The 25,898-nt window shown below is 59.3% G+C and carries 33 protein-coding genes and 1 tRNA gene; 15 read left to right on the forward strand and 19 right to left on the reverse strand.

From position 1 onward, the window contains the following. Positions 1-101: 101 nt before the first annotated feature. The 7 genes from K3762_RS10115 to K3762_RS10145 form a co-directional block, all read right to left on the reverse strand. Positions 102-671 (reverse strand): phage tail protein, encoded by a 570-nt coding sequence (locus K3762_RS10115; RefSeq protein ID WP_260009313.1) that lies wholly within the window; start codon positions 669-671, stop codon positions 102-104. 89 nt (positions 672-760) lie between these two features. Beyond that, positions 761-1,420 (reverse strand): hypothetical protein, encoded by a 660-nt coding sequence (locus K3762_RS10120; RefSeq protein WP_260009315.1) that lies wholly within the window; start codon positions 1,418-1,420, stop codon positions 761-763. Next, positions 1,417-2,034, reverse strand: a complete 618-nt coding sequence (locus K3762_RS10125) for a hypothetical protein (RefSeq protein WP_260009317.1) — start codon at positions 2,032-2,034, stop codon at positions 1,417-1,419. Before K3762_RS10125 ends, K3762_RS10120 begins: the two co-directional genes overlap by 4 nt. Positions 2,035-2,260: 226 nt before the next feature. Then, a complete protein-coding gene (locus K3762_RS10130) occupies positions 2,261-2,908 on the reverse strand; it encodes a hypothetical protein (protein ID WP_260009319.1) in 648 nt (215 codons plus the stop codon). Further along, positions 2,908-3,432: a hypothetical protein gene (locus K3762_RS10135; RefSeq protein ID WP_260009321.1), complete on the reverse strand. Its 525-nt coding sequence runs from the start codon at positions 3,430-3,432 to the stop codon at positions 2,908-2,910. Before K3762_RS10135 ends, K3762_RS10130 begins: the two co-directional genes overlap by 1 nt. Next, a complete protein-coding gene (locus tag K3762_RS10140; protein WP_260009323.1) occupies positions 3,432-4,133 on the reverse strand; it encodes a site-specific DNA-methyltransferase in 702 nt (233 codons plus the stop codon). The genes K3762_RS10135 and K3762_RS10140 overlap by 1 nt, the downstream gene beginning before the upstream one ends. Next, the gene (locus tag K3762_RS10145) at positions 4,130-4,990 is read right to left on the reverse strand and encodes a ParB N-terminal domain-containing protein (RefSeq protein WP_260009325.1); all 861 of its coding nucleotides are present in this window, start codon (positions 4,988-4,990) and stop codon (positions 4,130-4,132) included. Before K3762_RS10145 ends, K3762_RS10140 begins: the two co-directional genes overlap by 4 nt. Before the next feature lie 399 nt (positions 4,991-5,389). Here K3762_RS10145 and K3762_RS10150 point away from each other — a divergent pair, with 399 nt between their 5' ends. Further along, complete coding sequence (locus K3762_RS10150) at positions 5,390-5,689, forward strand: hypothetical protein (protein WP_260009327.1); 300 nt, start codon at positions 5,390-5,392, stop codon at positions 5,687-5,689. Between the two features lie 32 nt (positions 5,690-5,721). On the opposite strand, the gene K3762_RS10155 is transcribed toward K3762_RS10150, so the two are convergent. Both K3762_RS10155 and K3762_RS19675 read right to left on the reverse strand, forming a co-directional pair. Next, complete coding sequence (locus tag K3762_RS10155; RefSeq protein WP_260009329.1) at positions 5,722-6,171, reverse strand: hypothetical protein; 450 nt, start codon at positions 6,169-6,171, stop codon at positions 5,722-5,724. Positions 6,172-6,259: 88 nt separating this feature from the next. Continuing rightward, positions 6,260-6,481, reverse strand: coding sequence for a carph-isopro domain-containing protein (locus K3762_RS19675; RefSeq protein WP_409202455.1), 222 nt, complete (start codon positions 6,479-6,481; stop codon positions 6,260-6,262). Between the two features lie 92 nt (positions 6,482-6,573). On the opposite strand from K3762_RS19675, the gene K3762_RS10165 reads away from it, so the two are divergent. From K3762_RS10165 to K3762_RS10180, 4 genes are all read left to right on the forward strand, one after another. Then, entirely contained in the window at positions 6,574-6,846 is a 273-nt protein-coding gene (locus K3762_RS10165) for a helix-turn-helix domain-containing protein (protein ID WP_260009332.1), read from the forward strand. Between the two features lie 253 nt (positions 6,847-7,099). Beyond that, positions 7,100-7,597 carry a hypothetical protein gene (locus K3762_RS10170; RefSeq protein WP_260009341.1) on the forward strand — a complete coding sequence of 166 codons (498 nt, stop codon included), beginning with the start codon at positions 7,100-7,102 and terminating at the stop codon, positions 7,595-7,597. Further along, a complete protein-coding gene (locus K3762_RS10175; RefSeq protein ID WP_260009344.1) occupies positions 7,594-8,328 on the forward strand; it encodes a hypothetical protein in 735 nt (244 codons plus the stop codon). The genes K3762_RS10170 and K3762_RS10175 overlap by 4 nt, the downstream gene beginning before the upstream one ends. 166 nt (positions 8,329-8,494) lie before the next feature. Further along, positions 8,495-8,776 (forward strand): hypothetical protein, encoded by a 282-nt coding sequence (locus tag K3762_RS10180; RefSeq protein ID WP_260009346.1) that lies wholly within the window; start codon positions 8,495-8,497, stop codon positions 8,774-8,776. Between the two features lie 2 nt (positions 8,777-8,778). Here K3762_RS10180 and K3762_RS10185 read toward each other — a convergent pair whose 3' ends face one another. Beyond that, positions 8,779-8,949, reverse strand: coding sequence for a hypothetical protein (locus K3762_RS10185; RefSeq protein ID WP_260009348.1), 171 nt, complete (start codon positions 8,947-8,949; stop codon positions 8,779-8,781). A gap of 328 nt (positions 8,950-9,277) precedes the next feature. Here K3762_RS10185 and K3762_RS10190 point away from each other — a divergent pair, with 328 nt between their 5' ends. The 10 genes from K3762_RS10190 to K3762_RS10235 all read left to right on the forward strand — a co-directional run bounded on the left by K3762_RS10190 (position 9,278) and on the right by K3762_RS10235 (position 17,737). Next, positions 9,278-9,457, forward strand: a complete 180-nt coding sequence (locus tag K3762_RS10190; protein WP_260009350.1) for a hypothetical protein — start codon at positions 9,278-9,280, stop codon at positions 9,455-9,457. A gap of 324 nt (positions 9,458-9,781) precedes the next feature. Continuing rightward, entirely contained in the window at positions 9,782-10,144 is a 363-nt protein-coding gene (locus tag K3762_RS10195) for a hypothetical protein (RefSeq protein WP_260009352.1), read from the forward strand. Further along, the gene (locus K3762_RS10200; RefSeq protein ID WP_260009354.1) at positions 10,141-11,817 is read left to right on the forward strand and encodes a DEAD/DEAH box helicase; all 1,677 of its coding nucleotides are present in this window, start codon (positions 10,141-10,143) and stop codon (positions 11,815-11,817) included. The genes K3762_RS10195 and K3762_RS10200 overlap by 4 nt, the downstream gene beginning before the upstream one ends. 186 nt (positions 11,818-12,003) lie before the next feature. Then, complete coding sequence (locus K3762_RS10205; RefSeq protein WP_260009356.1) at positions 12,004-12,888, forward strand: phosphohydrolase; 885 nt, start codon at positions 12,004-12,006, stop codon at positions 12,886-12,888. Between the two features lie 12 nt (positions 12,889-12,900). Beyond that, positions 12,901-13,269, forward strand: coding sequence for a DUF4326 domain-containing protein (locus tag K3762_RS10210; RefSeq protein ID WP_260009359.1), 369 nt, complete (start codon positions 12,901-12,903; stop codon positions 13,267-13,269). Positions 13,270-13,273: 4 nt separating this feature from the next. Beyond that, complete coding sequence (locus K3762_RS10215; protein ID WP_260009361.1) at positions 13,274-13,711, forward strand: hypothetical protein; 438 nt, start codon at positions 13,274-13,276, stop codon at positions 13,709-13,711. 15 nt (positions 13,712-13,726) lie between these two features. Next, positions 13,727-14,002 (forward strand): hypothetical protein, encoded by a 276-nt coding sequence (locus tag K3762_RS10220; protein ID WP_260009363.1) that lies wholly within the window; start codon positions 13,727-13,729, stop codon positions 14,000-14,002. Next, positions 13,999-15,843 carry a ParB N-terminal domain-containing protein gene (locus K3762_RS10225; RefSeq protein WP_260009371.1) on the forward strand — a complete coding sequence of 615 codons (1,845 nt, stop codon included), beginning with the start codon at positions 13,999-14,001 and terminating at the stop codon, positions 15,841-15,843. Before K3762_RS10220 ends, K3762_RS10225 begins: the two co-directional genes overlap by 4 nt. A 342-nt stretch (positions 15,844-16,185) precedes the next feature. Further along, positions 16,186-16,377, forward strand: coding sequence for a hypothetical protein (locus tag K3762_RS10230; protein WP_260009373.1), 192 nt, complete (start codon positions 16,186-16,188; stop codon positions 16,375-16,377). A gap of 328 nt (positions 16,378-16,705) precedes the next feature. After that, entirely contained in the window at positions 16,706-17,737 is a 1,032-nt protein-coding gene (locus K3762_RS10235) for a site-specific integrase (protein ID WP_260009375.1), read from the forward strand. Between the two features lie 64 nt (positions 17,738-17,801). On the opposite strand, the gene K3762_RS10240 is transcribed toward K3762_RS10235, so the two are convergent. The 9 genes from K3762_RS10240 to K3762_RS10280 form a co-directional block, all read right to left on the reverse strand. Beyond that, positions 17,802-17,878: transfer RNA gene (locus K3762_RS10240), tRNA-Arg, on the reverse strand. A 74-nt stretch (positions 17,879-17,952) separates the two neighbouring features. Further along, on the reverse strand, positions 17,953-19,173 hold the full coding sequence (locus tag K3762_RS10245) for a cysteine desulfurase (RefSeq protein ID WP_132443350.1): 1,221 nt from the start codon (positions 19,171-19,173) through the stop codon (positions 17,953-17,955). Positions 19,174-19,176: 3 nt separating this feature from the next. Further along, positions 19,177-19,755: a YIP1 family protein gene (locus K3762_RS10250; RefSeq protein WP_132443349.1), complete on the reverse strand. Its 579-nt coding sequence runs from the start codon at positions 19,753-19,755 to the stop codon at positions 19,177-19,179. A 1-nt stretch (position 19,756) separates the two neighbouring features. Further along, positions 19,757-20,239 (reverse strand): hypothetical protein, encoded by a 483-nt coding sequence (locus K3762_RS10255; protein WP_067625316.1) that lies wholly within the window; start codon positions 20,237-20,239, stop codon positions 19,757-19,759. After that, positions 20,239-21,519 (reverse strand): Fe-S cluster assembly protein SufD, encoded by a 1,281-nt coding sequence (gene sufD / locus K3762_RS10260; RefSeq protein WP_260009379.1) that lies wholly within the window; start codon positions 21,517-21,519, stop codon positions 20,239-20,241. Before sufD ends, K3762_RS10255 begins: the two co-directional genes overlap by 1 nt. After that, entirely contained in the window at positions 21,519-22,274 is a 756-nt protein-coding gene (sufC, locus tag K3762_RS10265) for a Fe-S cluster assembly ATPase SufC (protein WP_067625310.1), read from the reverse strand. The genes sufD and sufC overlap by 1 nt, the downstream gene beginning before the upstream one ends. A gap of 83 nt (positions 22,275-22,357) precedes the next feature. Next, positions 22,358-23,164 carry a polysaccharide pyruvyl transferase family protein gene (locus K3762_RS10270; RefSeq protein WP_260009381.1) on the reverse strand — a complete coding sequence of 269 codons (807 nt, stop codon included), beginning with the start codon at positions 23,162-23,164 and terminating at the stop codon, positions 22,358-22,360. Then, entirely contained in the window at positions 23,164-24,687 is a 1,524-nt protein-coding gene (sufB, locus tag K3762_RS10275; protein WP_260012805.1) for a Fe-S cluster assembly protein SufB, read from the reverse strand. Before sufB ends, K3762_RS10270 begins: the two co-directional genes overlap by 1 nt. A 36-nt stretch (positions 24,688-24,723) precedes the next feature. After that, the gene (locus K3762_RS10280) at positions 24,724-25,824 is read right to left on the reverse strand and encodes a cysteine desulfurase family protein (protein ID WP_260009383.1); all 1,101 of its coding nucleotides are present in this window, start codon (positions 25,822-25,824) and stop codon (positions 24,724-24,726) included. Between the last annotated feature and the right edge of the window lie 74 nt (positions 25,825-25,898).

Raw genomic sequence — 25,898 nt, forward strand, 5'->3', positions numbered from 1 at the left:
CTGAAACCCCGGGCTGCTGCGCCCCCGTATACAGCCAGATTGCTGGAACGGTCCCTGAATGGGGGGGGGGGCCGGGGGGCCTCCGCCAGCACCCCCATCGGTCAGCCGACCACCCCGTCCGTCAGTCTCCGGAACTCATGCTCGATCCGCCCCGGCAGGTCATCTGCAACTCTGGTGAACGCATCGGCGGAAGCATCCTTGATCATCTCTTTTGGAACGCTGGGTCCGTAAAGCTTTTCGATGGGCGTTGAGTTGCTACCGTCCGTACGCTTGAAGACGTGCCCGCCTGCGACAGGCTGCCCGCTTCCCGGGGTACCAGCAAAGATAAACGCGCCTTCGAACCGGCGAGATTGGCCCCACGGCTTTGCCCGGACGCCATATCCGAACTGCTTGGCGCCAAATTCTTTCAAGGACATTGCCTGCCCTGATGCGGTGATCGTGTATTCGAGCTTATCAAAGTTTGCGCGACGCACTGCGAGGCCCTTACGCACCAGCGCCTGCTTCACGCCCATCTGCTTGGCGAGAGCTCGAACAACTTGGGTCTTGGATTTCGACCCAGTGTGATTGATTGCCCGGCGGAAAGCATCATGCGCTTTCTTCGTATCACCGACCCGCGCGACACCATCCTGAAAGCGGACGGTGTTCTGATCCATGAACTCCAAACGAAACATGGCTCACCCCTTGAATGCAAAGCGCCCGGAGAGGGTGATCCTCGCCGGGCGCGGTAGTGGTGTTGGCTCAATGTCTAGAGGGGGCAGAATTATTCAGCAAGAACTTTTTTCCAAGGTGAGCGCGGCGGCAACTCGTGCGTCACATTCCAGCGTGACATATCATTATGAATTTGCAGGCAAACCCGAAGCTCCAAGAGAGCCGACCACCACTGCAAATAGTTCCGACGTGCCGCTGCGATCTGATCGGCCGCTGGTCGAAACACGACAGGGCATACCCGAATGTCATGCCGTTTCACCTTCCGCCCGCTACAGTCAGCCACTTGCCCGAGTGTTTCGGTCACGGCCCGCCGGCCGTGCTGATTTTCCCGCCAACCGACTGGCTCACATCGCGTCACCGCGCCAACATAGGCCTCGGGAACTGATCGCGCACGCGCCAACTCAGCGAGCTGAACAGCCATGCGTCGCCCCCCGCAACCCTCAGGCAATACCGCAACAGCAGAAGCGACGATGTCAGCGTCATGATCAGGATAGGACCGCCCCCCGCCGTCGATCTTGCAGCCGAGCAAACCGCGCTGCGCCATGCGATAGGCATTGCCCACTTGGCCATAGCCCTGCGCCAACGTACCTTCGTCTTCAAAGTCGATCGATGCGCATTCATCAGCAAAGGCCCACTCAAGAAGGCGCTGAATGGTGATGTCCTGCCGAACGCGGCCATGGACATCACGCGACAAGGGGCGCAGCTCGCTCATGCCTCACCCCCAGCATCCCGCAACCAGCCGCGCAACATGCCTTCCGTCTCGTGGAACCGACGCAACCAGTTTCGGTCTTCGCTGGTCACCAAGACTTTCCGCGCGATCCGATCCTCTACCAGCTCGACCCGACGCGCATAATCCGCAGCCTTTTCGTGAACCCCTGCCCACTCACGATCCCCAAGCGGTGGCCGCTTATGGCCTTTCCAGAACACATACTCGGCGATCAACCGGCCCGGCACCGAAGCGGCCTGACGTCCAGCCGCCGAAACGAACCAAGATCGCAGCCCCGGTACATCCTCTAGCGGCATACGCTCACGCGCCTCGGCAAACCCAAGAATGCTGATCCGGCTCGGCCAGAATATCTTGTTGGTGCCCTCGCCCTTGGTGCGCATGCAAGCCGCCAGCACCCGCAGGGATTCGTCGGAGAGATACCCAAGGTCATCCGCCATCTGATCCAGCTTGCGGCGTTGGTCCTCGGCCGAGGTGTGATGTTTGAACCGCATCCCGTCCTTGACCAAAGGGGCGATGAAGAGCCTGCGCACCCGGGCCCGATTGGTTTCCTGTGGCGCAACAGCTTCCTGCGCGCCGTCGACGGTTGTGATCTGATCCATGTGCCCCATTCCCCTTTTCTCAGCTTCGCAAGTTATCCACAGGCATTCCCGCTGCTTTGGCGCGCAATGGTCTTTGTCTGTGTTATGTCTCTGTCTATGTCCCTGTCGTGTAGGACACTTCGGGACAGATTAACTAAGTGTCTGGTGCAAAACGATAATCCCGAAAGAGTGTCCTCGAACTGTCCTGCAACTGTCCCAAGAGTGTCCACCGGACACTTTACGACACTCACGATCTCACCCCGCGCCGCATGCCCTGCCGGATATCCAGCATGTGATCCGACCAAGCGAGCATTGCCTGCTCGACCCATGACGTATTCCGGTATCCAACATCCTGCTTAACCAACCACTCATCCATCCAGCGCACGGCAGCGTCATTCTTCGCCAGATCAGCCTGCAGACCAGCAACAGTGGTGCGCAGTCGCTGGACACGCTTAACGGTGTTGGCGGCCTCCATCTTGGCCCGGTTGTCCTCTTTGCGGGATACGGCCTCGATCAAGCTGTCCAGCACTACTGGATGCATGAGCCGCAGCTCATCGCCACAGCGACAAACGCGCCACTTGTGCAGTGGCCCATACTCCAATTGGCAGAGACCCCGGAGATCAGCCTCAGTGACCATCAGCAGCTTCGAGAGGACTTCCATATCGTTTGGAAGCGTGCCAACCGGGGATTGGTCATATGCGATATTGATGAGATCGAAATAGAGCGCCCGGCACTCCGGCCGCGCCTTCAGGCGCATATCGGAGTTCAACCAACGTCGCCGCTCCCACACCATAAAAAAATGGCTGTTCAGTCGGTCCTCTCGGCTCAGCGGATATTCATCGATCTCAGAGGTATCGACCAATTCGAAGGCTGCTCGCCCCACTTTCAAATCCATCAGGCTTCCCTCAAATTCGGATTTTCTAACGCTTTGCGCGCTTGTTGCTCTCGCCGGTTCTGCTCGCACATTACTGCGCCGAGGATGGCTTGCATGGCAGAAGGAGATTTCCGCCGCAGAGCGAGCGATACGTAGCCGCATTTGAAGCCCAGTATCCGGTCTGCCTCTACCATTGAGGCAAAGCGCATCCCCGCCAACGTCACGGATTTGGAGTTACCGCCATTGTAGCGCTGAGGAAGGCCCAATGTGTCGAGCGTACCGCGCATCATGGCGGTATGAACGGCTGAATGGGTGACGCCGAGGTGCGCCGCCGCCAGCCTTGAATTCTCAAAGCGCTGGCCGCGGATCAGCACTGGCATTGGTTCGACGCCAGGCCTACCCGTACCGACGCGGTGCAGTGTGCCTTTGCGAGCGGCAACACGGACTGCCTGTGCGCTGACGCCGAATGCCGCAGCTACAGCTTGCGGCGTCGGATAGGCCTCACCTCGCACATTGAGGTTGGTGTATTTCCGCCGCCCATCCATTACGAAATCTCCGCCACGGCTGCCTGGACGCGCTCGCAGGCCGCTTCGAAATGCTCGGGGTTTTTCTCGATTCCGATCGCGAAGCGACCCAGCGTTACAGCCGCGACAAGCGTGGTTCCGGATCCCATGAACGGATCAAGGACGAGATCGCCCGGGCTGCTGGAGTTCGCAATGTACTGCGCCATCAACTCGACCGGCTTCTGCGTCGGATGAACGGAGTGTTTTGGCCGCGCCATGCGCGTGATGCGCTTGTCACCTCCATTGGTGATGTCGCGTGCCGCCCCCTTCCATAGGTAGAGCGTGAACTCGCTGTCTTTCATGTAGTAACGCGTCCGCGATGGGCTGATCTTGTCCCAGGTCAACAGGCTGTGAAACTTGAAGCCCGCCCCTAGAAAGCCGCCGTGGGCTGAGAACAGGTTTTTATCCTCGCACATGACGTAGGCGTCACCATTGGGCCCAAGAGCGCGGTAGATCGGACCCCCGATTTCCTGCCACTTCACGACATCCATCAACAGGCCTGTGTTGTCATAGACCTCAGACGCCATCTTGCCGCCCATCGCACCCGGTGTGTTGCCGCCAGATGTAAGTTTGTATGGAGGATCAGTGACCACGAGATCAGCTTGACCACGCAAGGACGGAAGAATTTCCAGCGCATCACCCAGATACAGCGTGCAGGGCCCGATATGTTGCACTCTGCTCACAGAGGTTTCCTCAAACCCTTGTTGAAGTCGCGCAGCATCAACTCTGCACCCCGTTGGGCGGTCTGACCGCCGGTCAGCTTAACCATCTGGGAAGCGCTATCCTTCAAGGTCTCGAAATCAGTTTCGGCCAGCACTTCGTGAAGTCGATCCAGGTCACCGCCCTTTTCGACCACCCGCGCCACAATGATCGAGGTGACCTCAATCGCAAACGCCGTCAGAAGGTTCTTCTGATCCGGCTGAGCGTCTCGCAGCATCTCCAGCACGGTAAAGGCGATCCCACGCCCATGTTTTTTAACGATGCGCTCTAGCTTCGACACAGCCCGCGTTTGATGCGGTGCAAGCGCGGAGCCGGCCGCCACGTTGGTGCTGATACCCAGATCATTTAAAATGCTGTCTACAGCAACGGCTTCCGTGTCGCCGGCGGTAACCCGGGCGTGAAATTTGTCGATCGAAGCAACGGAGCTCCGCGTCGAATTGATGCCCACGAAGGCAACCGCCTGCCCGACAACATTGGCCCGCACAGCGATACAGGGGACTGAGGTGATGCCAAGCGCCGAGGCTGCAATTGCCCGATGTTGCCCATCGATCACCGCGTAATTTCCGACGTCCATCTCGGCAACGATCAGCGCTCCGAACTTCACCCAGTCAAACTCACGGATCAGTTTGCGAATTTTGCTCCGACCATTGTCAGAGATCATTCGTTGATAGCGCCCATCGACGATCAGCTGACCGGGAGACAAAAAGACAGTCTGGATCACCTCCTCGGGAGGGCAGACACTGCCAAACTGAGAAGCCGGTGCGGTGAGCTTCATTTCTTGCATCACTTGAGCTACCGCTATTTGTCCGCGTTCAGTCATCCTATGCACTCCGTAAAAAGGGGCGCGCAGCCTTCTTTTGCCACGCGCCCGAGTTCAACAGGGAGGTAGTACCCGTGCCGATCAGACGATGATCGAATGGCGGGTTGGGGCTTCACGCGGCACCGCGCCCCATCAGCAGCAGAGGGCCATACACTAACCCCGCCACGCGAATTGGTTGAGGCGGCGCGCATCCCCAGACGCTGCGCACCGCCCCGGAACCGCGGTTCGACGGCCGGCAAATGCCGCGCCGGAGCCTGCGGATTAGGACACCTCAGGGGGAAACACTGCCGCGCCGGCGAAGACGCTTGCTTGGCAACGCCGCCCCCATGTGTTGAGAGTGTGCTCGACGGCAGGTTGGATTCCTGCCGCGCGCGCCCAGCAGCACGAGAGGAGATCGCGGTGACAGACGATTCAAACACCGGGGATACCTCCGGCTATGATATTCTTTGCGGTTTCTGCCGTGCCTCGATAGACGGCGGTGTCGAAGGTGATGCTCCTCCCCAGACCGTTGGTTGCGCCACTTGTGAAAATTTTGCCAGCCCGTATGAAGCTGCGCAAATCGCTGCGCAGTTCATGACTGACAGCCTCGACCGTGAACTCAGCATCAACCCTAAGACAGGTTTGCCCATCATAGGCGGCATGGGCTCCGACAGCGATGTGCCGAATGATCGTCGGTATCGCTTTATCGTCGATAGGTAACTGTGCGACGCATTGCTCGTTAGCTCGGGCGTTCATACCGCACCCCCAGTCCGCACGACCGACGGCTTCCCGCCAGCGGCTATGGGTGCCAGCAGCTCCATCAGCTCGACGGCGATCGGTCGGAGACCAGCAGCTTCGCGATGATCTACGTGACCATCCGTTAGCGCATCCGCCAACAGCGAAGAAAATGCAGTAGCAGCGCACAGCGTTGGCATGTGCTCAGGTTCGCTGTCGTCGCCTTTGCGCGCAGACTGGCTAATCATGCTCAGGATGTCAGAGGTGAACCCCGGCCCCAGTGCGGCGAATAGCGAGAGCAGACCGGCAGCGCTAGGCGTACCGCCCTCCACGTAGCTGCGCAGGGTACGAGCCCTTATACCGGTAACCTCCTCCAGTGCTTCAAACGAGTATGTCTTGCCGTGGCCAACCCGCAGACGCAACGCGGCGTCAATTTTGTCCGACAGCGCTTCAGTGGAAATTTTCATCAGTGTTCCCATGGCTTTGATGCGGTGACCGTCGCAGGCTCAGCGCATGACAGAGGTTTTTGACAGAGAGGAAGAGAAGGACGCAGCATCAGGCGGCGTCCGATGGCGCGGAGGCCGTGCTTCTCCGGGCTTCAGCCAATTGCTCAAGCGTGAGCGCCCGACCCCGCTTTTCGGCGGCCTCGATCAGATCGAAGTCATGGTCAGCTGGGATCTTTCCTCGAGCCTTCCAGGCAGCAACAGTAGAGTACGGCTTACCGATATCCTTGGCCAAGTCTGCCATCGTAGGCCAGATGTTAAGAATTTCATTCATGCCGCAAAACTATGCATATTGCGTATCGCGGTCAATACGCAAATGGCTAAATGCGATCCGCAAGCTGTTTATCTAGAATTACCCCAACCATAATGGGGAATGTTGTGCTTGAAGATCAGCAGGATAAACGCGAAGCGGTAGCCGCGCGAATTTCGCGGATACGTGAGATTAGCGGTCTGAATAAGAAAGATTTTTCAGCTAAGCTCGATATGTCGCCGCAAGCTTGGGGCGGCTACGAAAACGGAAACCGAGACTTGCCGCTCTCTGTCGCGAAAAAGCTTCGAAAGGTCTATTCGATCCCCTTGGAGTTCACGTACTTTGGTATCAGGTCCGACCTACCGCATAGGATCGCGACTGAGCTATGATCAAGCCCCTCAGTAAAATCAGCCCAGAAGTCGAGAGGAAGTCCCGACTTATGGCGCGCCTCTTTCAAAACCTCGAGCAACGCAGCGTCTTCCCCAACATCAAAATTCATTGTCATAAAATAACCTCTGTTCGCCTTCCGTTCACACTGTCCGACCAACTGCTTCGCGTCAAGATTGAGCATGGCAGGTGGTTAGGACCGAATTGGGCTGCGCGGGCACGGGTACACATGCCGGCCGGTATGGCGCAGCACGTATGATCTTCGACGATGGACTGGCTCAAGAGCTTTTCGCCATCCGAAAAACAGTGGCTATCGGTGCGTGGGGTGAAGACAACGGTGCTCGCTCTATTACTTGCGGCTTCGATGCCCTGCACGCAAAGATTAACCTTTTGACTATGTGCGTTCGAATATCGTCAGGATCACAAGATAAGATATCCTACCTGCTGCTTCTCGGAAGGCCGGGCTTCAAGCAGAAAGACCGAATATATGCCCTCGACTTGAACCCAACCGCACCACACAGCAATCCACTCAAGCGTGATGATCCAGACAGCGGCAGAATGTTCCGCCCAGGAAAAAGCCATGAGCATGGATTTTGGGATAGGATCGATGATAGGCAACCCTCAAAGTTCGCGAGACCAATATCTGTACACCTTCCAGGATATCAGGCCGCACTTGATTATTTCTGTGATAAGATCAACATCGAAAGACCGCCGGATCTACCGCTACCGCCGGAACAAGGAATGCTTCTGTGAACCGCAGAATAGAGCAAATAGCCAATGAAGCTCTGCAGGGCCTCACCTTCACTTGGGCTGATGGCGAGCGACAGCTTGTGTCCCTCCCAGTTCAGTACCCTAGTGGCGCACTTACGACTATGGAGATATCCGTCGGTGAGCGTGAGGTTGTGATTTCGGACATGGGTATGGGACTTTGGGAGGCTGAACAGCTATGTCCCGACACGGGATATCGGAAGATTGCCGAAGCTGAAGCAAGAAGGCATGGCTTAAAGTTCGACGGGCATGCAGTGCTTGCCTTGAGGCTGCCAATCGGTTCGCTTGCGGCGGGGCTCATTGCCGTTGCGAATGCCTCCGCTAAATCCGCTGCCACCGCTGTACTGAATGACGCGGTAAGACGTGAAAGCAAACGACAAGAGATCGTCTACAACCGCGTTCGAATGGCCTTCCCAGATTCCAATGTTCATCGCGAGATTTCAATCCACGGTGAGCGAGCTGACTGGGATGTACATAACGTGGTCGATCTCCGGAACAATCGAAAGCTCATATTCGAGCCGGTGGCAAACCACTCAGGTTCTGTGTCCGCGAAGTTCCTAATGTTCTCCGATTTAGGACGCCGATCCGATGTTACCCTTCATGCCGTATTCGCTGACACAAAGCACCTTGACCCAAAGGCGCAGATGATCCGAGAGGTTGCTAAGGTTATCGGTGAAGAGGATGACGTTGAGGTATACAGGTTGGCCGCCGCATAGTTAGCTTTCCTCTATCCGGAAAGTCAGACCCGCCCCCGTGGCGGGTTTTTCTTTGCTGGCTGCTATTATGCAGCGTGCGCCAGCTCCGCTAACTACTCTTTTTGCGTATAATACTAATTGACACTACGCATATTGCGTATAAGTATCGCTCCATCCTGAATCGTCTATGGAGATCGCGATGCGAACTTGCACATCACAAACCGCACACTCGGTTGTCACCAATCCAGAGCGCTTCCACAGCCAACCTGCCATCCTCGCCTGCGCATGGGATATTCTCATGGCCGAGCGCGGCAATCGCGTTGAACTCGACCGCCTTGGATCGCCAGCACATATGGTTTCATCGAAGCCATCAAACCGGATTGCTGCCGACTTCGACAGCCGAGCCGAGCGCATTCGGGAGCGTATCCGCCGTCATGTTGCCCAAAGCAGCGGTGGAGACGCGGCATGAACTTATCGTTCCCCGATCTCGACAGCGCGATCAATGCGGCCCGAGATGCTGGATTTAGCATTGGTGCCCCCCACCGAAATGAACCGATCGGCCTTATGCACGGCAGCTTTCACATCGCAAAGTGGCGCAACCTTTTGCGATGCGATCGAAAGCTCTGCCACGGCGTAATCCATCAGAACTATTTCCCGGGTGAGGTTACAGTCCTGATCCAGCCGACGTGCCCAAAAGAGCCCGCCGCCGCCCTATGCACTGCCGCGACCGCCACAAACCCTGAAAAGGTGGCGTGATGTCAGAACTGCCCAAATTCGCTCGGTTCTGGATGATCTGTCGCAAACCTGCTGGCCCCGGGGCCAGGACTGAGCCCCGCCAGCGCTACAGCACCTTTGAGGATACATCTCGGGCAAACAGTCAGCTCGCTGAAAGCACCGGCGCACCGCATCTCATCCTCGAAAGTGTTGCGATCATTCGTCCAGGTGAAGATCCCCAGAAAGGATTGTTCTGATGATGACCAAGGATGAAGCCGATCTCACCTATGCCCGGGGCATCATTGCTGACTGTTGCCACCATTCAGATACCGCAATTATCGCGGCTTGCGACACGATACTCATGCTCGATGGGAGCAGTGAGGATGCAGAGCGCGCGCGAGAACTGCGCGCCACCCTTTCGAAGTCTGCGGCATGAACCCGTTTCCGCCACGCGACAACACCGAAACATTGGAGAACGAAGCCATGCAGGACCAGCACCCATTTTCTCTTGAGAAGCTCCGCGGGCTCGACGGCAGTGGGCCTTGGCTCCATGAGCCTTCGCGAAGGACACAATCCAGACGGTGGCCTGCGTATCTGGTTGTTTTCCTTTGCGCCATGCTGCTCGCCGCCTTCCTCGCAAGCATCGCCACAGCCGCAAGCACCGCGATCGCGCAAATTCAGATCATGCCTCACCTCGCGCTTCACTGCGGCGCGTGCTGACCAAAAAAACCCTTTCCACCTATTCCCAAGCGGAGGCCACGTGACAGAACCAGCCATCCTCGCCAGGCGTATCGCTAATGCGATCAGTCACGCTCGCGTCAACTTGACCACCGAGGCCGCAGCCCATCGGGCGATAAGCACGGCATTGACCGATGCAGGAATAGAGCACGTAAATGAAGCGCGCATCACATCAACTGAGCGGATCGACATACTGAGCGGAAAGGTCGGCGTTGAGATAAAAGTGGGTCACCGACGGCGAGACATCTGGCGCCAGCTGGAGCGCTACGCCACCCTCCCTGAAATTGCAGCCTTGGTGTTGGCCACTGGAACGGCGTTTCCCGACGTTTCCGAAGTGGGCGGCAAGCCCCTGATCATCGCCGATCTGTCGAAAGGCTGGCTATGACCAACGGTTACTTGCACAGAGTGGAAACCGGATGGGTCGTGTCCGACCTCAAGCCGCACGTTTCTATTCGGTTCAAGGATGTCTTCAAAGGCATCCCAACTGGAACAGTGCCGCCATTTCACCTGAAGGATCGGCCCGATATTGCTGCCGACCTTGACTGGTTCATGCAACGCTTTCCGCTGACTATGGATCAGGAGACGCAGTGCCGCCTTTCTACCGGGGTACGCAACTACAGACACGCGCAAGCCCAGATGGATGCGCTCCGCGATGTGGCCTACGTCGCACCAGAGCGTCCCGGCTTTAAGGATGGCGAGGCTGCCATGCCTTATCAGCGCCGAGCCGCTGAAATGTTACGCGCCACAGGCCGGTTGCTGCTTTTGGATGATGTTGGGCTAGGCAAGACGGTATCAGCGTTGGCATCGATTGCTGACGGATGGGGTCTCCCAGCCGCAGTGGTCGTGCAGCCTCACCTCTCAGCCCAATGGGTGATCGACTACATCCAGAGGTTCACTCACCTGCGAGCGATCGAGGTAAAGGATCGCAAAGCCCGCGCCTTGCCACCCGCTGATCTCTACGTTTTCCGCTACAGCAATATCAGTGCGTGGGTGGACATGTTTGAGCCCTTGGGGATCAAGACAGTGATCTTCGATGAAATCCAAGAGCTGCGCCATGGGACTGCCACCGACAAAGGACGGGCCGCAGCATCCATCTGCGGAGTGGTAGAGAACCGAATGGGGCTCACCGCGACGCCGATCTACAACTATGGGTCCGAAATCTTTAACGTGGTTGAGTGCATAGCACCCGGCGCGCTTGGGTCTTGGATGGAATTTCAGATAAACTGGTGCGCCACGCACGGGGCCCATTGGATAGTGAAGGAACCAGAAGCTCTAGGGGCATACCTTCAAGAGGAAGGTATTGCACTGCGTCGCACCCATGAGGACGCCGAAGTCGCGTCTACCCTGCCGCGTCTATCAAAGACAGTGATCGAGGTAGACTGGGATGATGGAGCAGTCATATCCGACCGCGATCTCCAACGCCTCCTAGCGCAACGCGTTCTGTCGGGTAGCTTTCATGAGCGAGGCCAAGCCGCCCGCGAACTTGACATGCTTATGCGACAGGAGACGGGCATCGCCAAGGCCCGCTCTGTTGCCGCCTACGTCCGCACACTGTCCGAGGCTGGAGAAGCGGTTCTAGTGGGCGCCTGGCACCGCGAGGTGTACCGTATTCTGAACGAACGCCTCGCCGACCTTAACCCGGTCATGTTCACAGGGAGCGAGAGCGCGGCAGCAAAGAAGCAGTCGAAGGCTGCCTTCATCAACGGCGACACAAACATCATGTTGATGTCTCTGCGAGCTGGGGCTGGACTGGATGGTCTCCAGCAGAGGGCGACACACATCGTCTATGCGGAGCTGGACTGGTCACCCCAAGTACACACACAGTTCACAGGTCGCCTACACCGGCGCGGCCAGCAGCACCCCGTCACAGCCCACTATCTGCACACGGATGGCGGGTCAGACCCCGCCATCATGTCCACGCTTGGCCTCAAAGCATCCCAAAGTCATGGCCTCCTCAACCCGTTCGGCGGGATGGGCGAGGCCACTCCAGTCAACGAAGGCCGAATCAAAGAACTCGCGCGTCTCGTGTTGGCGCAAGAAACCGAACTCGCAGGATGAGAAAGGCGACATCATGATCTGGAGCAGAGTTGAAATTGAAGAGTGGACGGTAGGATTGACCCTGTCTCACATTTTCACGCTGCACATCGGCCCATGGAAACTGTCGTGGGGACCACGCGGATCGCAACTCTACAGAGACTTCCAGCGCATCCGCGCATCCAAATTCAATTGCACCCGGAGACAACAATGACCCGAACCATTTGCATTTACCACGCCAACTGCGCCGATGGCTTCACCGCAGCGTGGGCCGTTCGCGAAGGCCTCGGAGAGGGCGTTGAATACATACCGGCAGGATATGGCGACGAACCGCCGAACGTGACAGGGGCGGACGTGATTGTCGTAGATTTCAGTTACAAGCGTCCGGTGCTGGAGCGCATGGCCCAGAACGCCCGGTCGATCATCATCCTCGACCACCACAAGACTGCCGAGGCTGACCTGAAGGGGATCCCGGCGCCGGTCGGCGGCTGGGATTTACACCGAGGCGCTGCGGGCAACCCCGTCGCCCTGTTCGACATGGATCGCAGCGGCGCGCAGATGGCGTGGGATTACTTCAACCAAGGCTCGCGGCCATTCCTGATCGACGTCGTCGCAGACCGCGACCTGTGGCGCTGGTCTATCGACCATTCACGTCAGATCAATGCTGTTATTGGGTCACACGAGATGACGTGGAACACATGGCACGAGCTGGCCGCGCGGCTTCAAGCCGATGCCGACATCGGACGTGTCTCCGCCGAAGGCGAGGCCATTCTGCGCGCGCACGACAAACTTGTGCGGCAGGTAATCGACGTGTCGAAGCGGCGCATGGTGATCGGGTGGCATGATGTGCCAGTGGCTGCCGCTCCCTACGCCTTGGCGTCGGATACGGCTGGCACGATGGCCGAGGGCGAACCATTTGCGGCCACCTATGTTGACGGTCCAAGCGGCCGGGCATTCTCACTTCGCTCGCGCGGAGATGGCCTCGACGTTTCGCAGATTGCCGCGACTTATGGCGGCGGAGGTCACCGCGGCGCGGCGGGGTTCCTAATGCCGCATGGATGGGAAGGCGAAAGCCTCTCATCCCAGCCCACTTAACCCGGAGGCATCGTGCCAAAGCGCATCCAACTGAAACGGACGAAAGGCTGGCGTAAGCCCGAGGGGGCGAAAGTAGTGGCGCGGCCAACAAAATGGGGCAACCCGTTTGATTTCCGCGCGGCCGCTGATGCCGGATATGGCGACGGGCGCGGCGCGGCGGTCGACGCTTTCTCGGGATGGATGCGGGGCGAAGATAGGGGTGTTCCGCAAGGGCAAACCCGCGAGAGCATGGCAGCGAAACGGACAGTTATCCGGCGCAGCCTACACGACCTGGCAGGCAAAGACCTCGCCTGCTGGTGCCACCCTGATCAGCCCTGTCATGCGGACGTTTTGCTCCGCTTGGCGAACCAACCCAACAATCCCCGGAGGCACCATGAATAGAGCGATGCAGGGACTGACGAAAAAAGCTCAGGCTTCCATTTTGGCGCGCGAGAGGAAGTGCCGACGAAACGGCGATTGGGGCGAATGGGAAACGCTTAAGTTTATGCCGGGACAGGCTGGGGACGGTTGGGCGGCCTTCATCACCACAGCCCACCGCAACAAGGTCTTCAGCGTCCTCGACCGACAGGCCGAGGCGGGAGTGAGGCATCTCGCCGTCAGCAGTCTATCAGGCAAGCGCCCGACATGGCCCGAGATGCAGCGGATCAAGGATGAACTGGCTGGGCTCGATGCGACCGCGATCGAGGTCTACCCACCGCGCGAACATGTGATCGATGAGGCCGACATGTTCCACATTTGGGTGCTGCGCGGACGGCTTCCGTTCGGATTGCACCTCGACACCATCCCGCCCGCCGCAACTGAGTTGCGGGCGCAATCCATTTAACCGAGGAGGCCAGTCGTGTCTGTTCCAGTGCGCATCGACGATCGGTATTCCCACATTCAGAATGATGGTCCGGACTGGCGCATTCTCGACGCCGAGATTGCGGGACAAGTTTCCGAAATCCCCAAGCGCTTTGCTGCCACCCCGGGCATCGCGGTGAAGCTCTTGGAGCACATCACCGAAAAGCAGCAGCAGGCGATCTATGCCGGATTCAGGTGCGGCAGAAAATCCATGCAGCACGACCTACGAAAGCTTCTGGGCCTCACCCACCACACAGCTGGAGAAATAACATGACCGACCAGACCCCCATGTCGACCACTCGCACTGCACCACTGGATGAGCTCACGCTTCATGCCTTCAACCCACGTCAGGTCCATGACCCTGAGGACATCGCTGCGCTCGCGATCTCACTGTCCCTGAACGGGTTGATGCAGAACCTCAACGCGCTGGAGGAGGACGGTAGACTGGGAATTGTCGCCGGCGGCCGGCGACTGCGTGCCCTCGAACACCTGCGCTCCCAAGGAAGCGATTTTGCCGACAGCGCAGACATCGACTTCGACGCGATACCAGTCAACGTGACCACCGATCCCGCCCTTGCGCGCAGTTGGGCAGGGTCCGAAGGCGCAACGCAGCGCCCTCTGCATCCTGCAGATGAAATACGTGCCTATGCCGCCATGGCAGACCACGGCAGTGATGCCGATCAGATCGCGGCCGCCTTTGGTCAGTCTAAAGCGCACGTGCAGCGCCGGCTAAAGTTAGCAGGCCTGTCTCCGGCGGCACTCGATGCCTTGCGGTCGGGATCGATCACCCTCGATGTTGCCCAGGTCCTGACCGTCACCGGCGGCGAAGAACGTGAGGCTGAAGCACTGAAGCTAGCAACAGAGCATCGCTATTCAGCAGATCGGTTGCGACATCAGTTGATGGAAGGCAACCTGCCCTCCTCCGATCGCCGCGTGCGATACATCGGGCTGGACCTATACCGGGCTGAAGGTGGAACACTGGATGAGGACCTCTTCAGCGATCAGTCGCGCCTGCACAATGTCGAGCTCGTGGATCACCTGTTCCAAATCAAGCTGCGGAAAGCGGCAGAGGAACTTCAGGCAACCGAAGGTTTTGGCCGCGTCATTCCGATCTTCGATACATGGGTAGGCTACCAGCACACCGAGAGCATGAGCCGGATATTCCGCCAATCGGTCGAACTGCCTGAAGCCGACGCCACTCGACATGCAGAGCTTTGCGAGATTGGCGAGACCCAGACCTTCACTGAAGAAGAGAAAGCAGAGTTTGACGCCCTCGAACAGCGAATGTTGGGCGACTACAAAGAGGACGAGCGTGACGCCGCAACAGTTTTTGTATTGGTAGATCGCAATGGCGCATTGGAGGTCAGCTCAGCGTATCTGCCCGCCAGCCGCGGCAATGGCTCAAGCACGGACACAAATGACGTTGAGGTCGAAAGGATCGCCCCCAAACCGCCCATTACTCAAAGTGGCATCGAGGATCTTCGGCGTATCGAACGACTGGCGTTGCAGGCTCGGATGATCACCCAGGCGGAACTGGCGCTAGACCTTCTAGCCTTTCAGCTTTGGACCGAGATGCCAAGTTTCGCTGGCCCTTTTAATATTCGAGCTGAAGAGCAGTTGAGCCTGCCCGAAGTCGCCAACAGCCTCACTATCGACAAGCGGGTGACAGGCGAAGACGACGAACAAGCCTCAGCATCCCACGAGAATTTCGACGAGGAGTTCGATGCCTTTATGGCCAAGGGCAAAAAGCACCGTAATCAGGTGCTGACCACCCTACTCGCCCGGACCATGAACGCACCTTTCGCGAGCCCCGCCAATCGCGCCCTGCTGCGCCGTTTAGATGTCAGCCCCCGCACCATTTGGACGCCGACGGCGGAGAGCCTTTTCAACGCCTGCCGCTCGGAAGCCCTCGACAGCATTTGGCGTGAGCTCGTGGTGACCGAAGAGCGCGAAGAGCAGATGGAACGGTTCGCAAAGCTGAAGGTGGGCGAAAAACGCAAGGAGCTGGAGAAGCTCTTCAACGACGCCAGTACGCAGGAGGCTTTGGGATTGAGCCGCAACGAGGTTGCCGCGATCGATAGTTGGCTTCCGGACGTCATGAAGGAGGGTCTGTAGTGTCCCTGATTGATCGTGCATTCCACCTTGCCACCCCTGCCTTGACGGGAGCGCTAACTTCCGCAGCCCTTACCGGCCTGTTGTGGAGGGCCTTCGCATGACGCAGGTCACCATCGGCAGCCCCAAACTGAAGTCGAACTACGAAGGCGTTCCTAAGAACCGCGTGCGCTTCAGGGACCCGCACACAGGTGAATATCTTCATCTGTCCGGTTCCTGCCGGACCCGGGGTACCGATTATGCATGGGTCGGTACCCGCACTCAGGCGCGCGCCCTACGTGATCGGGCGCTATCCGAGGACAGGGACTGGCCGTACATGCCCGTCAAAGCGAAGGGAGGCCGCCAATGACTGAAACCCGCTTCGGTAAGGTCAAGTACGCCACAATCCGTCGCGACTTTAACGAGCTGCGCTCAGCCATTCGGAGGCACGACAGCTTTGCGGCAGAGGCGGCGTGGGAGAAATGCGAGCGTTGGATGGAGGCGATATCGCCCGAATCCATTCGCGCGCGAGAAGTAATTCAGGAGCGAGACGAATAATGCCCCGCATCCCGCTTACGGAAGCCGAAGACCTGCGCGCAGACCATGCGGCCACTTTCTGCGCATCCTGCACCACCCCTGCCAATGAGGGTAGCAAGTATTGCCGCCATTGCCAGACCTACTGGGAGGACGTTGATGCTGGAATTTTTGACCTACCACACTGGGAGGAGGATTGAATGAGCCAACTTTGCAAAATTGATGAGATCGCAGCGGAGTTGGGCGTCCCCAAAGCAAGCCTGCGGACCGCTGCCGAACAACATGGCTTCCTTGTCCGAATGGGCCGCGCTATTCGGATTGAACGTGACCGTCTACCGGAGTTGCTGAAAAAATGCCGCAACCAGCCAAAGGAGCAAGGCTCCACAAGTTTAAACACCGCCAGTACTGGTACATCCGAGACACAGGACAGCCCGATCGCTCAACGGGCTGCACAAGCCGCATCGAGGCTGAAAAAGCCCTCGCCGCGTACATCGCAACAAGGGGGCGGCAAGGTGCTGCCAATGAGCCGGAAAACGTAACCTGCGGCGAAGTGCTAGCTATCTATGCAGAGGAACACGCCCCCACGGTAGCCGATCCGGTGCGTATCGGTTACGCGATTGAAGCCCTGCTGCCATTTTGGTCAGACCTAAAACTATCCCATGTGAAGGGGGAAACCTGCCGCCGCTATGCGAAATGGCGCGACAATGCCCCTGCCACGTCCCGTCGTGAGTTGGGCGTCCTACAGGCTGCAATGAATTACGCGCACCGGGAAGGCTATGTGACATCTGCGCCTATCGTCACCCTGCCCCCGAAGCCGGAAGGCACCTTGCGCTGGCTCACACGCGACGAAGCGGCCCGCCTGCTTTGGGCTGCATATCGGGGCCACAAGTCGCAGCACCTTGCCCGATTCATCCTCATTGGCCTTTACACCGGCACCCGCAAAGACGCGATCCTGCGCATGGGGTTTGAGCCGAACACGGTTGGCGGTTGGTTCGACCTGGAACGGGGGGTGATGTACCGCAAGAGCGATGCCGAGCGCAGTACCAAGAAGCGCCGAACCCCGTCACGCATACCCCGCCAGCTTGCCGCGCATCTGCGCCGCTGGAAGGCCGAGGGCTGCACATGGGCCGTAGAGTACCAGGGAGGCCGCATAGGTGACATTAAACGTGCGTTCCCCAAAGCCGTGGCCGAAGCGGGCTTAGAGGGCGTGACGCCTCACACGCTCAAGCATACGGCTATCACATGGGCGCTGCACAATGGCGCGACGATATGGGATGCTGCCGGGTTCTTTGCCACCAGCGCAGAGACAATCGAAAAGGTCTATGGCCACCAAGCGCCCGACTATCAAGATTCGGCGCTGCGAGCTGTCGAAAGAGCTAAATGATAGCGGTATCTGTTACGCGTAACAGATACACGGAAAAGTCAGATTTGCTAAGTGATTGATTTAATGGCGGACCCTAGAGGATTCGAACCTCTGGCCTCTGCCTTCGGAGGGCAGCGCTCTATCCAGCTGAGCTAAGGGTCCACTAAGGGGCGGTATAGCCAGAGCGGGCCGCCCCTGCAATGGGAAATCCAGGTGAAAGGGCGGCGAAACTGAGCTTAGGCGAAAAGATCATGCGCCAATTCAAGTGCGTCAACCAATGTGTCGACCTCGGCGCGGGTGTTATACATGCCAAAGGACGCTCGGCAGGTGGCAGAAACCCCCAGATGCGTCATCAAAGGTGCCGCGCAATGGTGCCCGGCCCGCACCGCCACGCCCTTTTTGTCGAGCACGGTTGAAATGTCATGGGCATGGGCCGCGCCATCCAAGGTGAAGCTAAAGATCGCCGCCTTATCCGGTGTCGTGCCCTGAAGGTTAAGCCAGTTCAGACCGCTGAGACGGGACACGGCGTAGTCGCGCAGATCATCTTCATGGGCGGCAATCTTCTCCATCCCCAGGTCCATCATGAAATCCAGCGCCACGCCCAAGCCGATGGTGGCCACGATACCGGGGGTGCCCGCCTCGAACATCATCGGCGGGTCGTTGTAGCTCACTGCGTCTTTGCTGACTTCGCGGATCATGTCGCCGCCCCCGATGAAGGGGCGCATTTCGGCCATCCGCTCGGACTTGATATAGATCGCGCCTGAGCCCGAGGGGCCGTAGAGTTTGTGCCCCGTAACGGCATAGAAATCACAGCCGATGTCTTGGACATCCACCGGCATATGCACCGCCCCCTGCGAGCCGTCGACCAGCACCGGAACGCCTTTTTCGTGCGCCGCTGCGGTGATGGATTTCACATCGACTTTGGTGCCCAAAACATTGGAAAGATGAGAGATTGCAACCAGCTTGGTCTTTGGCCCGATGGCATCGATCACCGCCTGCGGGTCCAGCGCGCCGGTGGCGTCTACGTCGACCCATTTCAGCACCACGCCCTGCCGCTCGCGCAGGAAATGCCATGGCACGATATTGGCGTGATGCTCCATCACCGACAGGACGATCTCATCACCGGCCTGCATCCGCGGCATGGCCCAGCCATAGGCCACGGTGTTGATCCCCATGGTGGCACCGGTGTTCAGCACGATTTCATCTTCTGATCCGGCATTGAGAAACCGTGCAACAGTCCCGCGCACGCTTTCATAATTGTCGGTCGCTAGATTAGAAAGGTAGTGCAAGCCACGGTGAACATTAGAGTATTCATTCGCGTAGGCTTGGGTGATCGCATCGATCACCACCTGCGGCTTCTGCGCTGATGCACCATTGTCGAGATAGACCAGCGGCTTGCCGTTCACCTCGCGGCCGAGGATCGGAAACTGCGCCCGGACAGCATCAACGTTGAACATGTTTCAAACTCCTTGGGCGGTCAGCCCGATCAAAGACAGCAGGAGGCCAAGACCCAGCAAGACCCCAAGCGCGGCCCCTGCCAGCACAGCGGCGGCATGGAAGAGCCCCGGCAGATGCAGCAGTTCGGCCACGAAATTCAGCAGGATCCAAAGACCCCAAAAAGTAACGACGAATGAAGCCAGCAGCGCCACCGGCGGCAGAGCCATGGTCAGCAGCAGGATCCCCAATTGCGCACAGAGCCGGAGCGCCTGCAACCAGACCACGGCCGCCAGAAGCGGGGCCGCCGCGCCCTGCCCGCCCAAGGCCCGGCCGACCCAAGACAGCGCATGAACATAAAGGACCATCAAACCGGCCAGCAGCGCAAAAAGCACCAGCGGCGATTGGAAATAACTCGGCAACGCCATGGCGGGCGGCGCGATCACGAACATCGCCGAGATCACCAGTGCGTTCAGCGCCGCGACCAAGGCGAGCGATGTCCATATCACCTCGCGGCCCAAAGGCAGGGCCGCGATCATCCGCGCTGCGGCGCGGGGGCTGCGCAATGTGGTTTGCGCGAGTTGGATCAGGGCGGCGCTGTCCATCTCAGCCCCGCTGTGCCGCAAGCAGGCCTGCGATCCAGAACCAGAAGAACACGGCCAACCAGAGCACGCCAACAATCTGCGCCTGCACGCCCGGCCCGATAAAGCCAAGCGCGAGGCCCAGCAACAACAGGATCGGCGCGGAAGCGAGCAGCGACCAAACCAAGGTCAAGCGCACCGCGTAGCCAGTGAGCCGCTGCCCCGCGATGCGGCTGATCGCCCAGACCATCGCCGCCAGACCATAGAGCAGCATCGGCATCACGAAGATCCAGAAAAACGCGCTCCAATACTGCCGCACGGCCAGCGGTCCTTCGGGGTCAAGATGCGCCGCGCGGGCTTGATAAGGGGACAGGGCCACGAAAATCAGCAGCCCCGCCATGAGCGCGAACATCAGAACGCGCACCTCGTTACGGCCCTGCGCCAACAGCCCCGACATCACTTTGCCGGGGCCGCGATAGGTCGCAACGATATCGCTGGTGACAGCCATCAGCTGCTACGACGCTCCAACCACGAGCTGAGACGCCCGTTGATCTCTTCGCGCAGACCTTCGGCTTCGATCTCTTCCACCGCTTCGGCAAGGAAGGCCAATGTCAGAAGGTCGGTCGCCTCGGCATGAGACACGCCGCGGGCACGGAGGTAGAACAGCGCCTCTTCGTCGATCGCACCAGAGGTCGAGCCATGCGAACAGGCCACGTCATCAGCGTAGATCTCAAGCTCAGGCTTGGCGAGGAACTGGCTGTCGCCGTCCAGCAAAAGCGACTGGCTGATCTGATAGCCATCGGTCTTCTGCGCGCCTTCCTTAACGAGGATTTTGCCTTGGAACACGCCAGTCGCACCGTTGCGCAGCACCTTCTTATAGACCTGACGGCTTTCGCAATTCACCGCGTCATGGGTGATGAAAACCGTGTCGTCATGATGGAAGTCACCATCGCCGACGCAGGCACCAGCCACATGGGCCGAGGCATCATCGCCGGTGAGCTCGATCACACATTCGTTGCGCGTCAGCGCGCCGTTCACGGTAACGGTGAAGCTCTTGAACAGCGACTCGCTGCCGAGACGGGTGAAGATATGTGTCGCGGCCCGACGCTCATGATCGCGGCCCTGTGCACGGACATGGTGGAAGCGCGCGGTGTCGGCCACTTCAACCTCCATCACGGTGTTGAAGCGCGCGGCGGCCGGGCCGTTCTCCAAAAGCGTCACTTCGGCGCCTTTTTCGAGCTTCACAACGTGGTGCAACATCGCATCCGAAGTCTCTGATTTATGGTTATAAACCAGATTGATCGGCTTGCTCACCTGACCGGTGACATGGATCAGCACCCCGTCACTCGCGAAGGCTGTATTCAGCGCTGCCAGCGGGCGTTGAACCGGTGTCTGGCCGTTCTTTTCCAGCGCACCATAGAGGTCACGCGCCCAATGCAGGTCGCTGTCCGCCGCCGCGAGCCGTTCGATGCTAACGCCTTCCAGCGACAGATCGTCGGAGGCTTCGGCGTCGAATTCACCGTCGACAAAGACGATACGCAGACGGTCGGTGTCGTCGAAAAGCGGCGCCTCGCCGTGATCGAAAATCGCGGCAGGCTGCGCCTCGGGTTGCGTCAGCGTGTCGGGGCGGGTGAACTTCCAATATTCATCCCGGCGTTGCGGCAGGCCCATGGCACGGAGCCGCGCCAGCGCGTCCTCGCGCGCCGCCTGGGCCCAACCACCCTGCGGCAGGCTGAGCCGTGCGATCATCGCCTCGGTCGGGGTTTCTTGCAGTTTCGCTTCGGCCATTATGCCACCTCAGCGAGAATGTCTGCGTAGCCGTTGTTCTCGACCTCAAGGGCGAGCTCGGGGCCACCGGTCTTGATGATGCGACCGTCGTGCATGATGTGCACAACATCGGGTTTGATGTGGTCGAGAAGACGCTGGTAGTGCGTGATGACAAGGAAGCCACGGCCTTCGGTGCGCAGGGCGTTCACGCCTTCGGCGACGAGTTTCATGGCGTCAACGTCAAGACCCGAGTCAGTCTCGTCGAGGATGCACATCTTTGGCTCAAGCATGGCCATCTGCAGGATTTCGTTGCGTTTTTTCTCACCACCCGAGAAGCCCATGTTCACAGGCCGCTTCAGCATGTCGGCGTCGATCTTCAGATCCTTCGCCTTGGCGCGGATTTCCTTAAGGAAGTCTGCCGCCGACATTTCCTCTTCGCCGCGCGCTTTGCGCTGTGCGTTCACCGCGGTGCGCAGGAAGGTCATGTTGCCGACGCCGGGAATTTCAACGGGGTATTGGAAGGCAAGGAAAAGGCCCGCCGCGGCGCGCTCTTCGGGCTCCAAGTCCAGCAGGTCTTCGCCTTCGAGCGTGGCGGAGCCTTCGGTGACCTCGTAGCCATCCTTGCCCGAGAGCACGTAGCTCAACGTCGACTTGCCCGAGCCGTTCGGCCCCATGATGGCGTGTACTTTGCCAGCTTCGACTTCCAGATCGACGCCTTTGAGGATCTGCTTGTCCTCTTCTTCCAGTTTCACCTGCAGGTTCTTGATGCTCAGCATTTCGGTCTCCTTCTGGCGCGCCTTGCGCCGCAATTCATGATATTTCAGTGTTATATCAGGGGCTTGCCCCTGCGTGTTAAAGTTCATGCCGCCCCCTCATGGGCACAGAGCGCGGCGGGAAAGTGTTCGATCAGCGCCGCGCGGCAGGCAGCAATGCCGTCGTAATAGGCCAGCGGCGCATCGGGTTTGCGGGCCGCCGGAATATCGGCCAAGGCGATCGGCACGCGCATGTCACGGCCCACCGAGGCGGCGTAGTCGTGGAACTTGAGGCGTCCCTGCCCGTCGGGTGCGACCCAAGTGTTCGCCACGCCGTAGGCATCCGCCGTGATCAGCCCGTGGAGGGATGAGGCAAAGACATGGGCGCAGGATGCGATGGCGGCGCAGACATGCTCTACCGGGTCTCGCGGATCGATCAGCACATAGGCGCTGTCGGAGGCCACGAGGTCCAGCAGTTCGGGGGCATCGGCGAGCGTATGATGCGGCACGATGCCGATCTTGTCGCCGCGCGGTGCATCGCTTGGCAGAACCTCGTTCACCAGAAGCCCGGGATCACCGAAAGCGTCAGTCTCCACCCCCAAAAGCGCCGCGGTCACCGGACCGCGCAGCAATGCGATCTCGATGTTTTTCAAGAACGCACGGCCCCCTGCGGGACGCAGCAGACCGCTGCCCCATATCACCGGCTTGGCCCCGTCGCGCGGCGTGTCGAAATTGCGCCGCACGATTTGCAAAAGCGAGCCAAGACCAAAGACATCCGCCTCGTCCACCGACGCATGGGCCACCCGCCGCCCTGAGACATGGCTCAGGATCAGCGGGCTCAGCGCATCGCCGAAATTCGGCTGCGCCTTCCACCAATGCAGGCGGAGGGGGGTATGCGCCGCAGCAAGGCTCATCAGCCGACGGAGCCTTCAAGCGAAATAGCCACCAGCGCTTGCGCTTCCATGGCGAACTCCATCGGCAGGGCTTGCAGCACGTCCTTGCAGAAACCGTTCACAACCAGCGCCACGGCCTCTTCCTCGTCCATCCCGCGCGAGCGGCAGTAGAACATTTGATCGTCGTCCACCTTGGAGGTGGTCGCCTCATGCTCGACCCGGCTGCTGTTATTCTTGACCTCGATGTAAGGCACAGTATGCGCCCCACATTCCGAGCCGATCAGCAGGCTGTCACACTGCGTATAGTTGCGCGATTCCTTGGCCTTGGGGTGCATCGAGACGAGGCCCCGGTAGGTGTTCTGCGCCTTGCCCGCCGATATGCCCTTGGACACGATGCGCGACTTGGTGCGCTTGCCGAGATGGATCATCTTGGTGCCGGTGTCGGCCTGCTGCATGTTGTTGGCGATGGCGATGGAGTAAAACTCGCCTTGGCTGTCATCACCGCGCAGGATGCAAGAGGGGTATTTCCACGTCACGGCAGAGCCGGTCTCGACCTGTGTCCACATCACCTTGGCGCGGTCGCCGCGGCAGTCGGCGCGTTTGGTCACGAAGTTGTAGATGCCGCCCTTGCCGTCCTCGTCACCGGGGTACCAGTTTTGAACGGTGGAATATTTCACCTCAGCATCTTCTTCGATGATGATCTCAACGACGGCGGCGTGCAACTGCGACTCGTCACGCTGTGGCGCGGTGCAGCCTTCGAGGTAGGACACGTAAGAGCCCTTGTCGGCGATGATCAGCGTCCGCTCGAACTGGCCGGTGTTTTCGGCGTTGATGCGGAAGTAGGTCGACAGCTCCATCGGGCAGCGCACGCCTGGCGGCACGTAGACAAAGGAACCATCAGAGAAGACAGCGGAGTTCAGCGTCGCGTAGAAGTTGTCCGATACGGGCACAACCGAGCCGAGGTACTTCTTCACCAGTTCGGGATGCTCGCGGATCGCTTCGGAGATCGAACAGAAGATCACGCCAGCCTTTTTCAGTTCCTCTTGGAAGGTCGTCCCGACCGAAACGGAGTCAAAGACCGCGTCGACAGCCACTTTGCGGCCCTGGGCAGGGGCGTCTTCGGCCCCTTCGACACCGGCAAGGATCATCTGCTCTTTCAGCGGGATGCCCAGTTTCTTGTAGGTGTCCAGCAGCTTGGGGTCCACGTCATCAAGCGACTTGGGCTTTTCGGCCATGCTTTTCGGACGGGCGTAGTAATACTGGTCCTGAAAGTCGATCTCGGGGTAATCGACCATCGCCCAGTCGGGCTCTTTCTTGGTCAACCAACGATCATAAGCCGCGAGGCGCCATTCAAGCATCCACTCCGGCTCTTCGTTCTTTTCCGAGATCAGCCGCACGATGTCCGGCGTCAGCCCCTTGGGGGCGTATTCCATCTCAATGTCGGTGGACCAGCCGTATTTGTATTTGCCGCCGACTTCGCGCACGGCATCCACGGTTTCCTTGTCGACGCCTTCCTTGACGCCATCATTCTCTTTCAGGGTCATATTTTCCAAGGTTTCAGTTCCTTTCCGTGGCGGCGCTCAGGCGGCCCGCGTTTCGTGCTTTTTCAGTTTGGCGGTCCAGCTTGTGGCGAACCGCAGGATATCTTCCCGGGTGGTGTTCAGGCCCAGCGACACCCGGATCGCGCTGGCGGCCTGTGTTTCATCAAAGCCCATGGCGCGCAACACGGCACTGGCGCGGACCTTGCCGCTGGAACAGGCCGATCCCGCCGAAATGGCAAAACCAGCGAGGTCCATCTGCATCACCTGGGTCTCGCCCTTCCAGCCGGGCGTAATGATGCATGAAGTGTTGGGCAGGCGCGCAGCGCCTTTCCCTACAAAAATAGTCAGACTTGTGGCATCCGCAAGGGTCGCTTCCAACAAATCACGCTGTTCGGCCACCTCTTCCCACCGCCCCGCAGAGACATCTGCCGCCGCCGCTTCTGCCGCTGCGCCAAAACCTGCGATGGCGGGGATATTTTCGGTCCCTGAGCGGCGCCCCATCTCTTGCCCGCCGCCGCGCAAAAGCGCGTGTTCGGCCAGATCAATGCCGCGCTTGACGATCAGCGCGCCGATACCCTTGGGCCCGCCCAGCTTATGCGCCGATACGAGAATGAAATCCGCCCCCGACGTAGCCATTTTGAACCGCGTTTTGCCAAGGGACTGTACCGCATCGACCAACACATAGGGGCTGCTCTCCATCGCCCAGCATTGCTGGGCCAAGGGCATGGTTTGTTGCAGCACGCCGGTTTCGCTGTTGGCAGCCTGAAGAGCGACCAGATCAGCGCCCGCCGCAGCGGTCAGATCACCATCCCAAACACCATGCGCGTCGACACCCAAACGATCCGCCTGCCCCCATGAGAGCACCGCGTCATGTTCCACGGCGGATGTCACCATCCGCGCGCCCATCGCCGCCGCAAGCGCCGCCGCCTCTGTTGCACCGGAGGTAAAAATCACATCGACCGGATCACAACCCACAAGCCCCGCCACCTGCACCCGCGCGCGTTCAACCACAGCCTTGGCCGCACGGCCCTCAGCATGGACCGAGGACGGGTTGCCGGGCAGATCCATCGCCGCGATCATCGCCGTGCGCGCCTCCGCCCGCAGCGGTGTGGTCGCGTTATGGTCCAGGTAGACCCGCATCCTTCATCCTTTTCCAAATACCGCGGGGGTCCGGGGGCAGCGCCCCCAAAATCCCACATTGCCACCCGCGCAGG

The sequence above is a fragment of the Sulfitobacter sp. W074 genome (assembly GCF_025142275.1).
GTDB lineage: Bacteria > Pseudomonadota > Alphaproteobacteria > Rhodobacterales > Rhodobacteraceae > Sulfitobacter > Sulfitobacter profundi.

What these genes read in the sequence shown, in the direction of transcription:
- sufC (WP_067625310.1), bottom strand. Translation starts at nt 22,274, where the DNA reads ATGCTGAGCATCAAGAACCTGCAGGTGAAACTGGAAGAAGAGGACAAG.
- K3762_RS10270 (WP_260009381.1), bottom strand. Translation starts at nt 23,164, where the DNA reads ATGAGCCTTGCTGCGGCGCATACCCCCCTCCGCCTGCATTGGTGGAAG.
- K3762_RS19675 (WP_409202455.1), bottom strand. Translation starts at nt 6,481, where the DNA reads ATGAATGAAATTCTTAACATCTGGCCTACGATGGCAGACTTGGCCAAG.
- sufD (WP_260009379.1), bottom strand. Translation starts at nt 21,519, where the DNA reads ATGGCCGAAGCGAAACTGCAAGAAACCCCGACCGAGGCGATGATCGCA.
- K3762_RS10165 (WP_260009332.1), top strand. Translation starts at nt 6,574, where the DNA reads ATGGGGAATGTTGTGCTTGAAGATCAGCAGGATAAACGCGAAGCGGTA.
- K3762_RS10245 (WP_132443350.1), bottom strand. Translation starts at nt 19,173, where the DNA reads ATGTTCAACGTTGATGCTGTCCGGGCGCAGTTTCCGATCCTCGGCCGC.
- K3762_RS10145 (WP_260009325.1), bottom strand. Translation starts at nt 4,990, where the DNA reads ATGACTGAACGCGGACAAATAGCGGTAGCTCAAGTGATGCAAGAAATG.
- K3762_RS10250 (WP_132443349.1), bottom strand. Translation starts at nt 19,755, where the DNA reads ATGGACAGCGCCGCCCTGATCCAACTCGCGCAAACCACATTGCGCAGC.
- K3762_RS10125 (WP_260009317.1), bottom strand. Translation starts at nt 2,034, where the DNA reads ATGGATCAGATCACAACCGTCGACGGCGCGCAGGAAGCTGTTGCGCCA.
- K3762_RS10255 (WP_067625316.1), bottom strand. Translation starts at nt 20,239, where the DNA reads ATGGCTGTCACCAGCGATATCGTTGCGACCTATCGCGGCCCCGGCAAA.
- K3762_RS10280 (WP_260009383.1), bottom strand. Translation starts at nt 25,824, where the DNA reads ATGCGGGTCTACCTGGACCATAACGCGACCACACCGCTGCGGGCGGAG.
- K3762_RS10180 (WP_260009346.1), top strand. Translation starts at nt 8,495, where the DNA reads ATGGAGATCGCGATGCGAACTTGCACATCACAAACCGCACACTCGGTT.
- K3762_RS10205 (WP_260009356.1), top strand. Translation starts at nt 12,004, where the DNA reads ATGACCCGAACCATTTGCATTTACCACGCCAACTGCGCCGATGGCTTC.
- K3762_RS10215 (WP_260009361.1), top strand. Translation starts at nt 13,274, where the DNA reads ATGCAGGGACTGACGAAAAAAGCTCAGGCTTCCATTTTGGCGCGCGAG.
- K3762_RS10200 (WP_260009354.1), top strand. Translation starts at nt 10,141, where the DNA reads ATGACCAACGGTTACTTGCACAGAGTGGAAACCGGATGGGTCGTGTCC.
- K3762_RS10120 (WP_260009315.1), bottom strand. Translation starts at nt 1,420, where the DNA reads ATGAGCGAGCTGCGCCCCTTGTCGCGTGATGTCCATGGCCGCGTTCGG.
- K3762_RS10235 (WP_260009375.1), top strand. Translation starts at nt 16,706, where the DNA reads ATGCCGCAACCAGCCAAAGGAGCAAGGCTCCACAAGTTTAAACACCGC.
- sufB (WP_260012805.1), bottom strand. Translation starts at nt 24,687, where the DNA reads ATGACCCTGAAAGAGAATGATGGCGTCAAGGAAGGCGTCGACAAGGAA.
- K3762_RS10225 (WP_260009371.1), top strand. Translation starts at nt 13,999, where the DNA reads ATGACCGACCAGACCCCCATGTCGACCACTCGCACTGCACCACTGGAT.
- K3762_RS10135 (WP_260009321.1), bottom strand. Translation starts at nt 3,432, where the DNA reads ATGGATGGGCGGCGGAAATACACCAACCTCAATGTGCGAGGTGAGGCC.
- K3762_RS10230 (WP_260009373.1), top strand. Translation starts at nt 16,186, where the DNA reads ATGACTGAAACCCGCTTCGGTAAGGTCAAGTACGCCACAATCCGTCGC.
- K3762_RS10185 (WP_260009348.1), bottom strand. Translation starts at nt 8,949, where the DNA reads ATGGATTACGCCGTGGCAGAGCTTTCGATCGCATCGCAAAAGGTTGCG.
- K3762_RS10130 (WP_260009319.1), bottom strand. Translation starts at nt 2,908, where the DNA reads ATGGATTTGAAAGTGGGGCGAGCAGCCTTCGAATTGGTCGATACCTCT.
- K3762_RS10190 (WP_260009350.1), top strand. Translation starts at nt 9,278, where the DNA reads ATGATGACCAAGGATGAAGCCGATCTCACCTATGCCCGGGGCATCATT.
- K3762_RS10155 (WP_260009329.1), bottom strand. Translation starts at nt 6,171, where the DNA reads ATGAAAATTTCCACTGAAGCGCTGTCGGACAAAATTGACGCCGCGTTG.
- K3762_RS10170 (WP_260009341.1), top strand. Translation starts at nt 7,100, where the DNA reads ATGATCTTCGACGATGGACTGGCTCAAGAGCTTTTCGCCATCCGAAAA.
- K3762_RS10115 (WP_260009313.1), bottom strand. Translation starts at nt 671, where the DNA reads ATGTTTCGTTTGGAGTTCATGGATCAGAACACCGTCCGCTTTCAGGAT.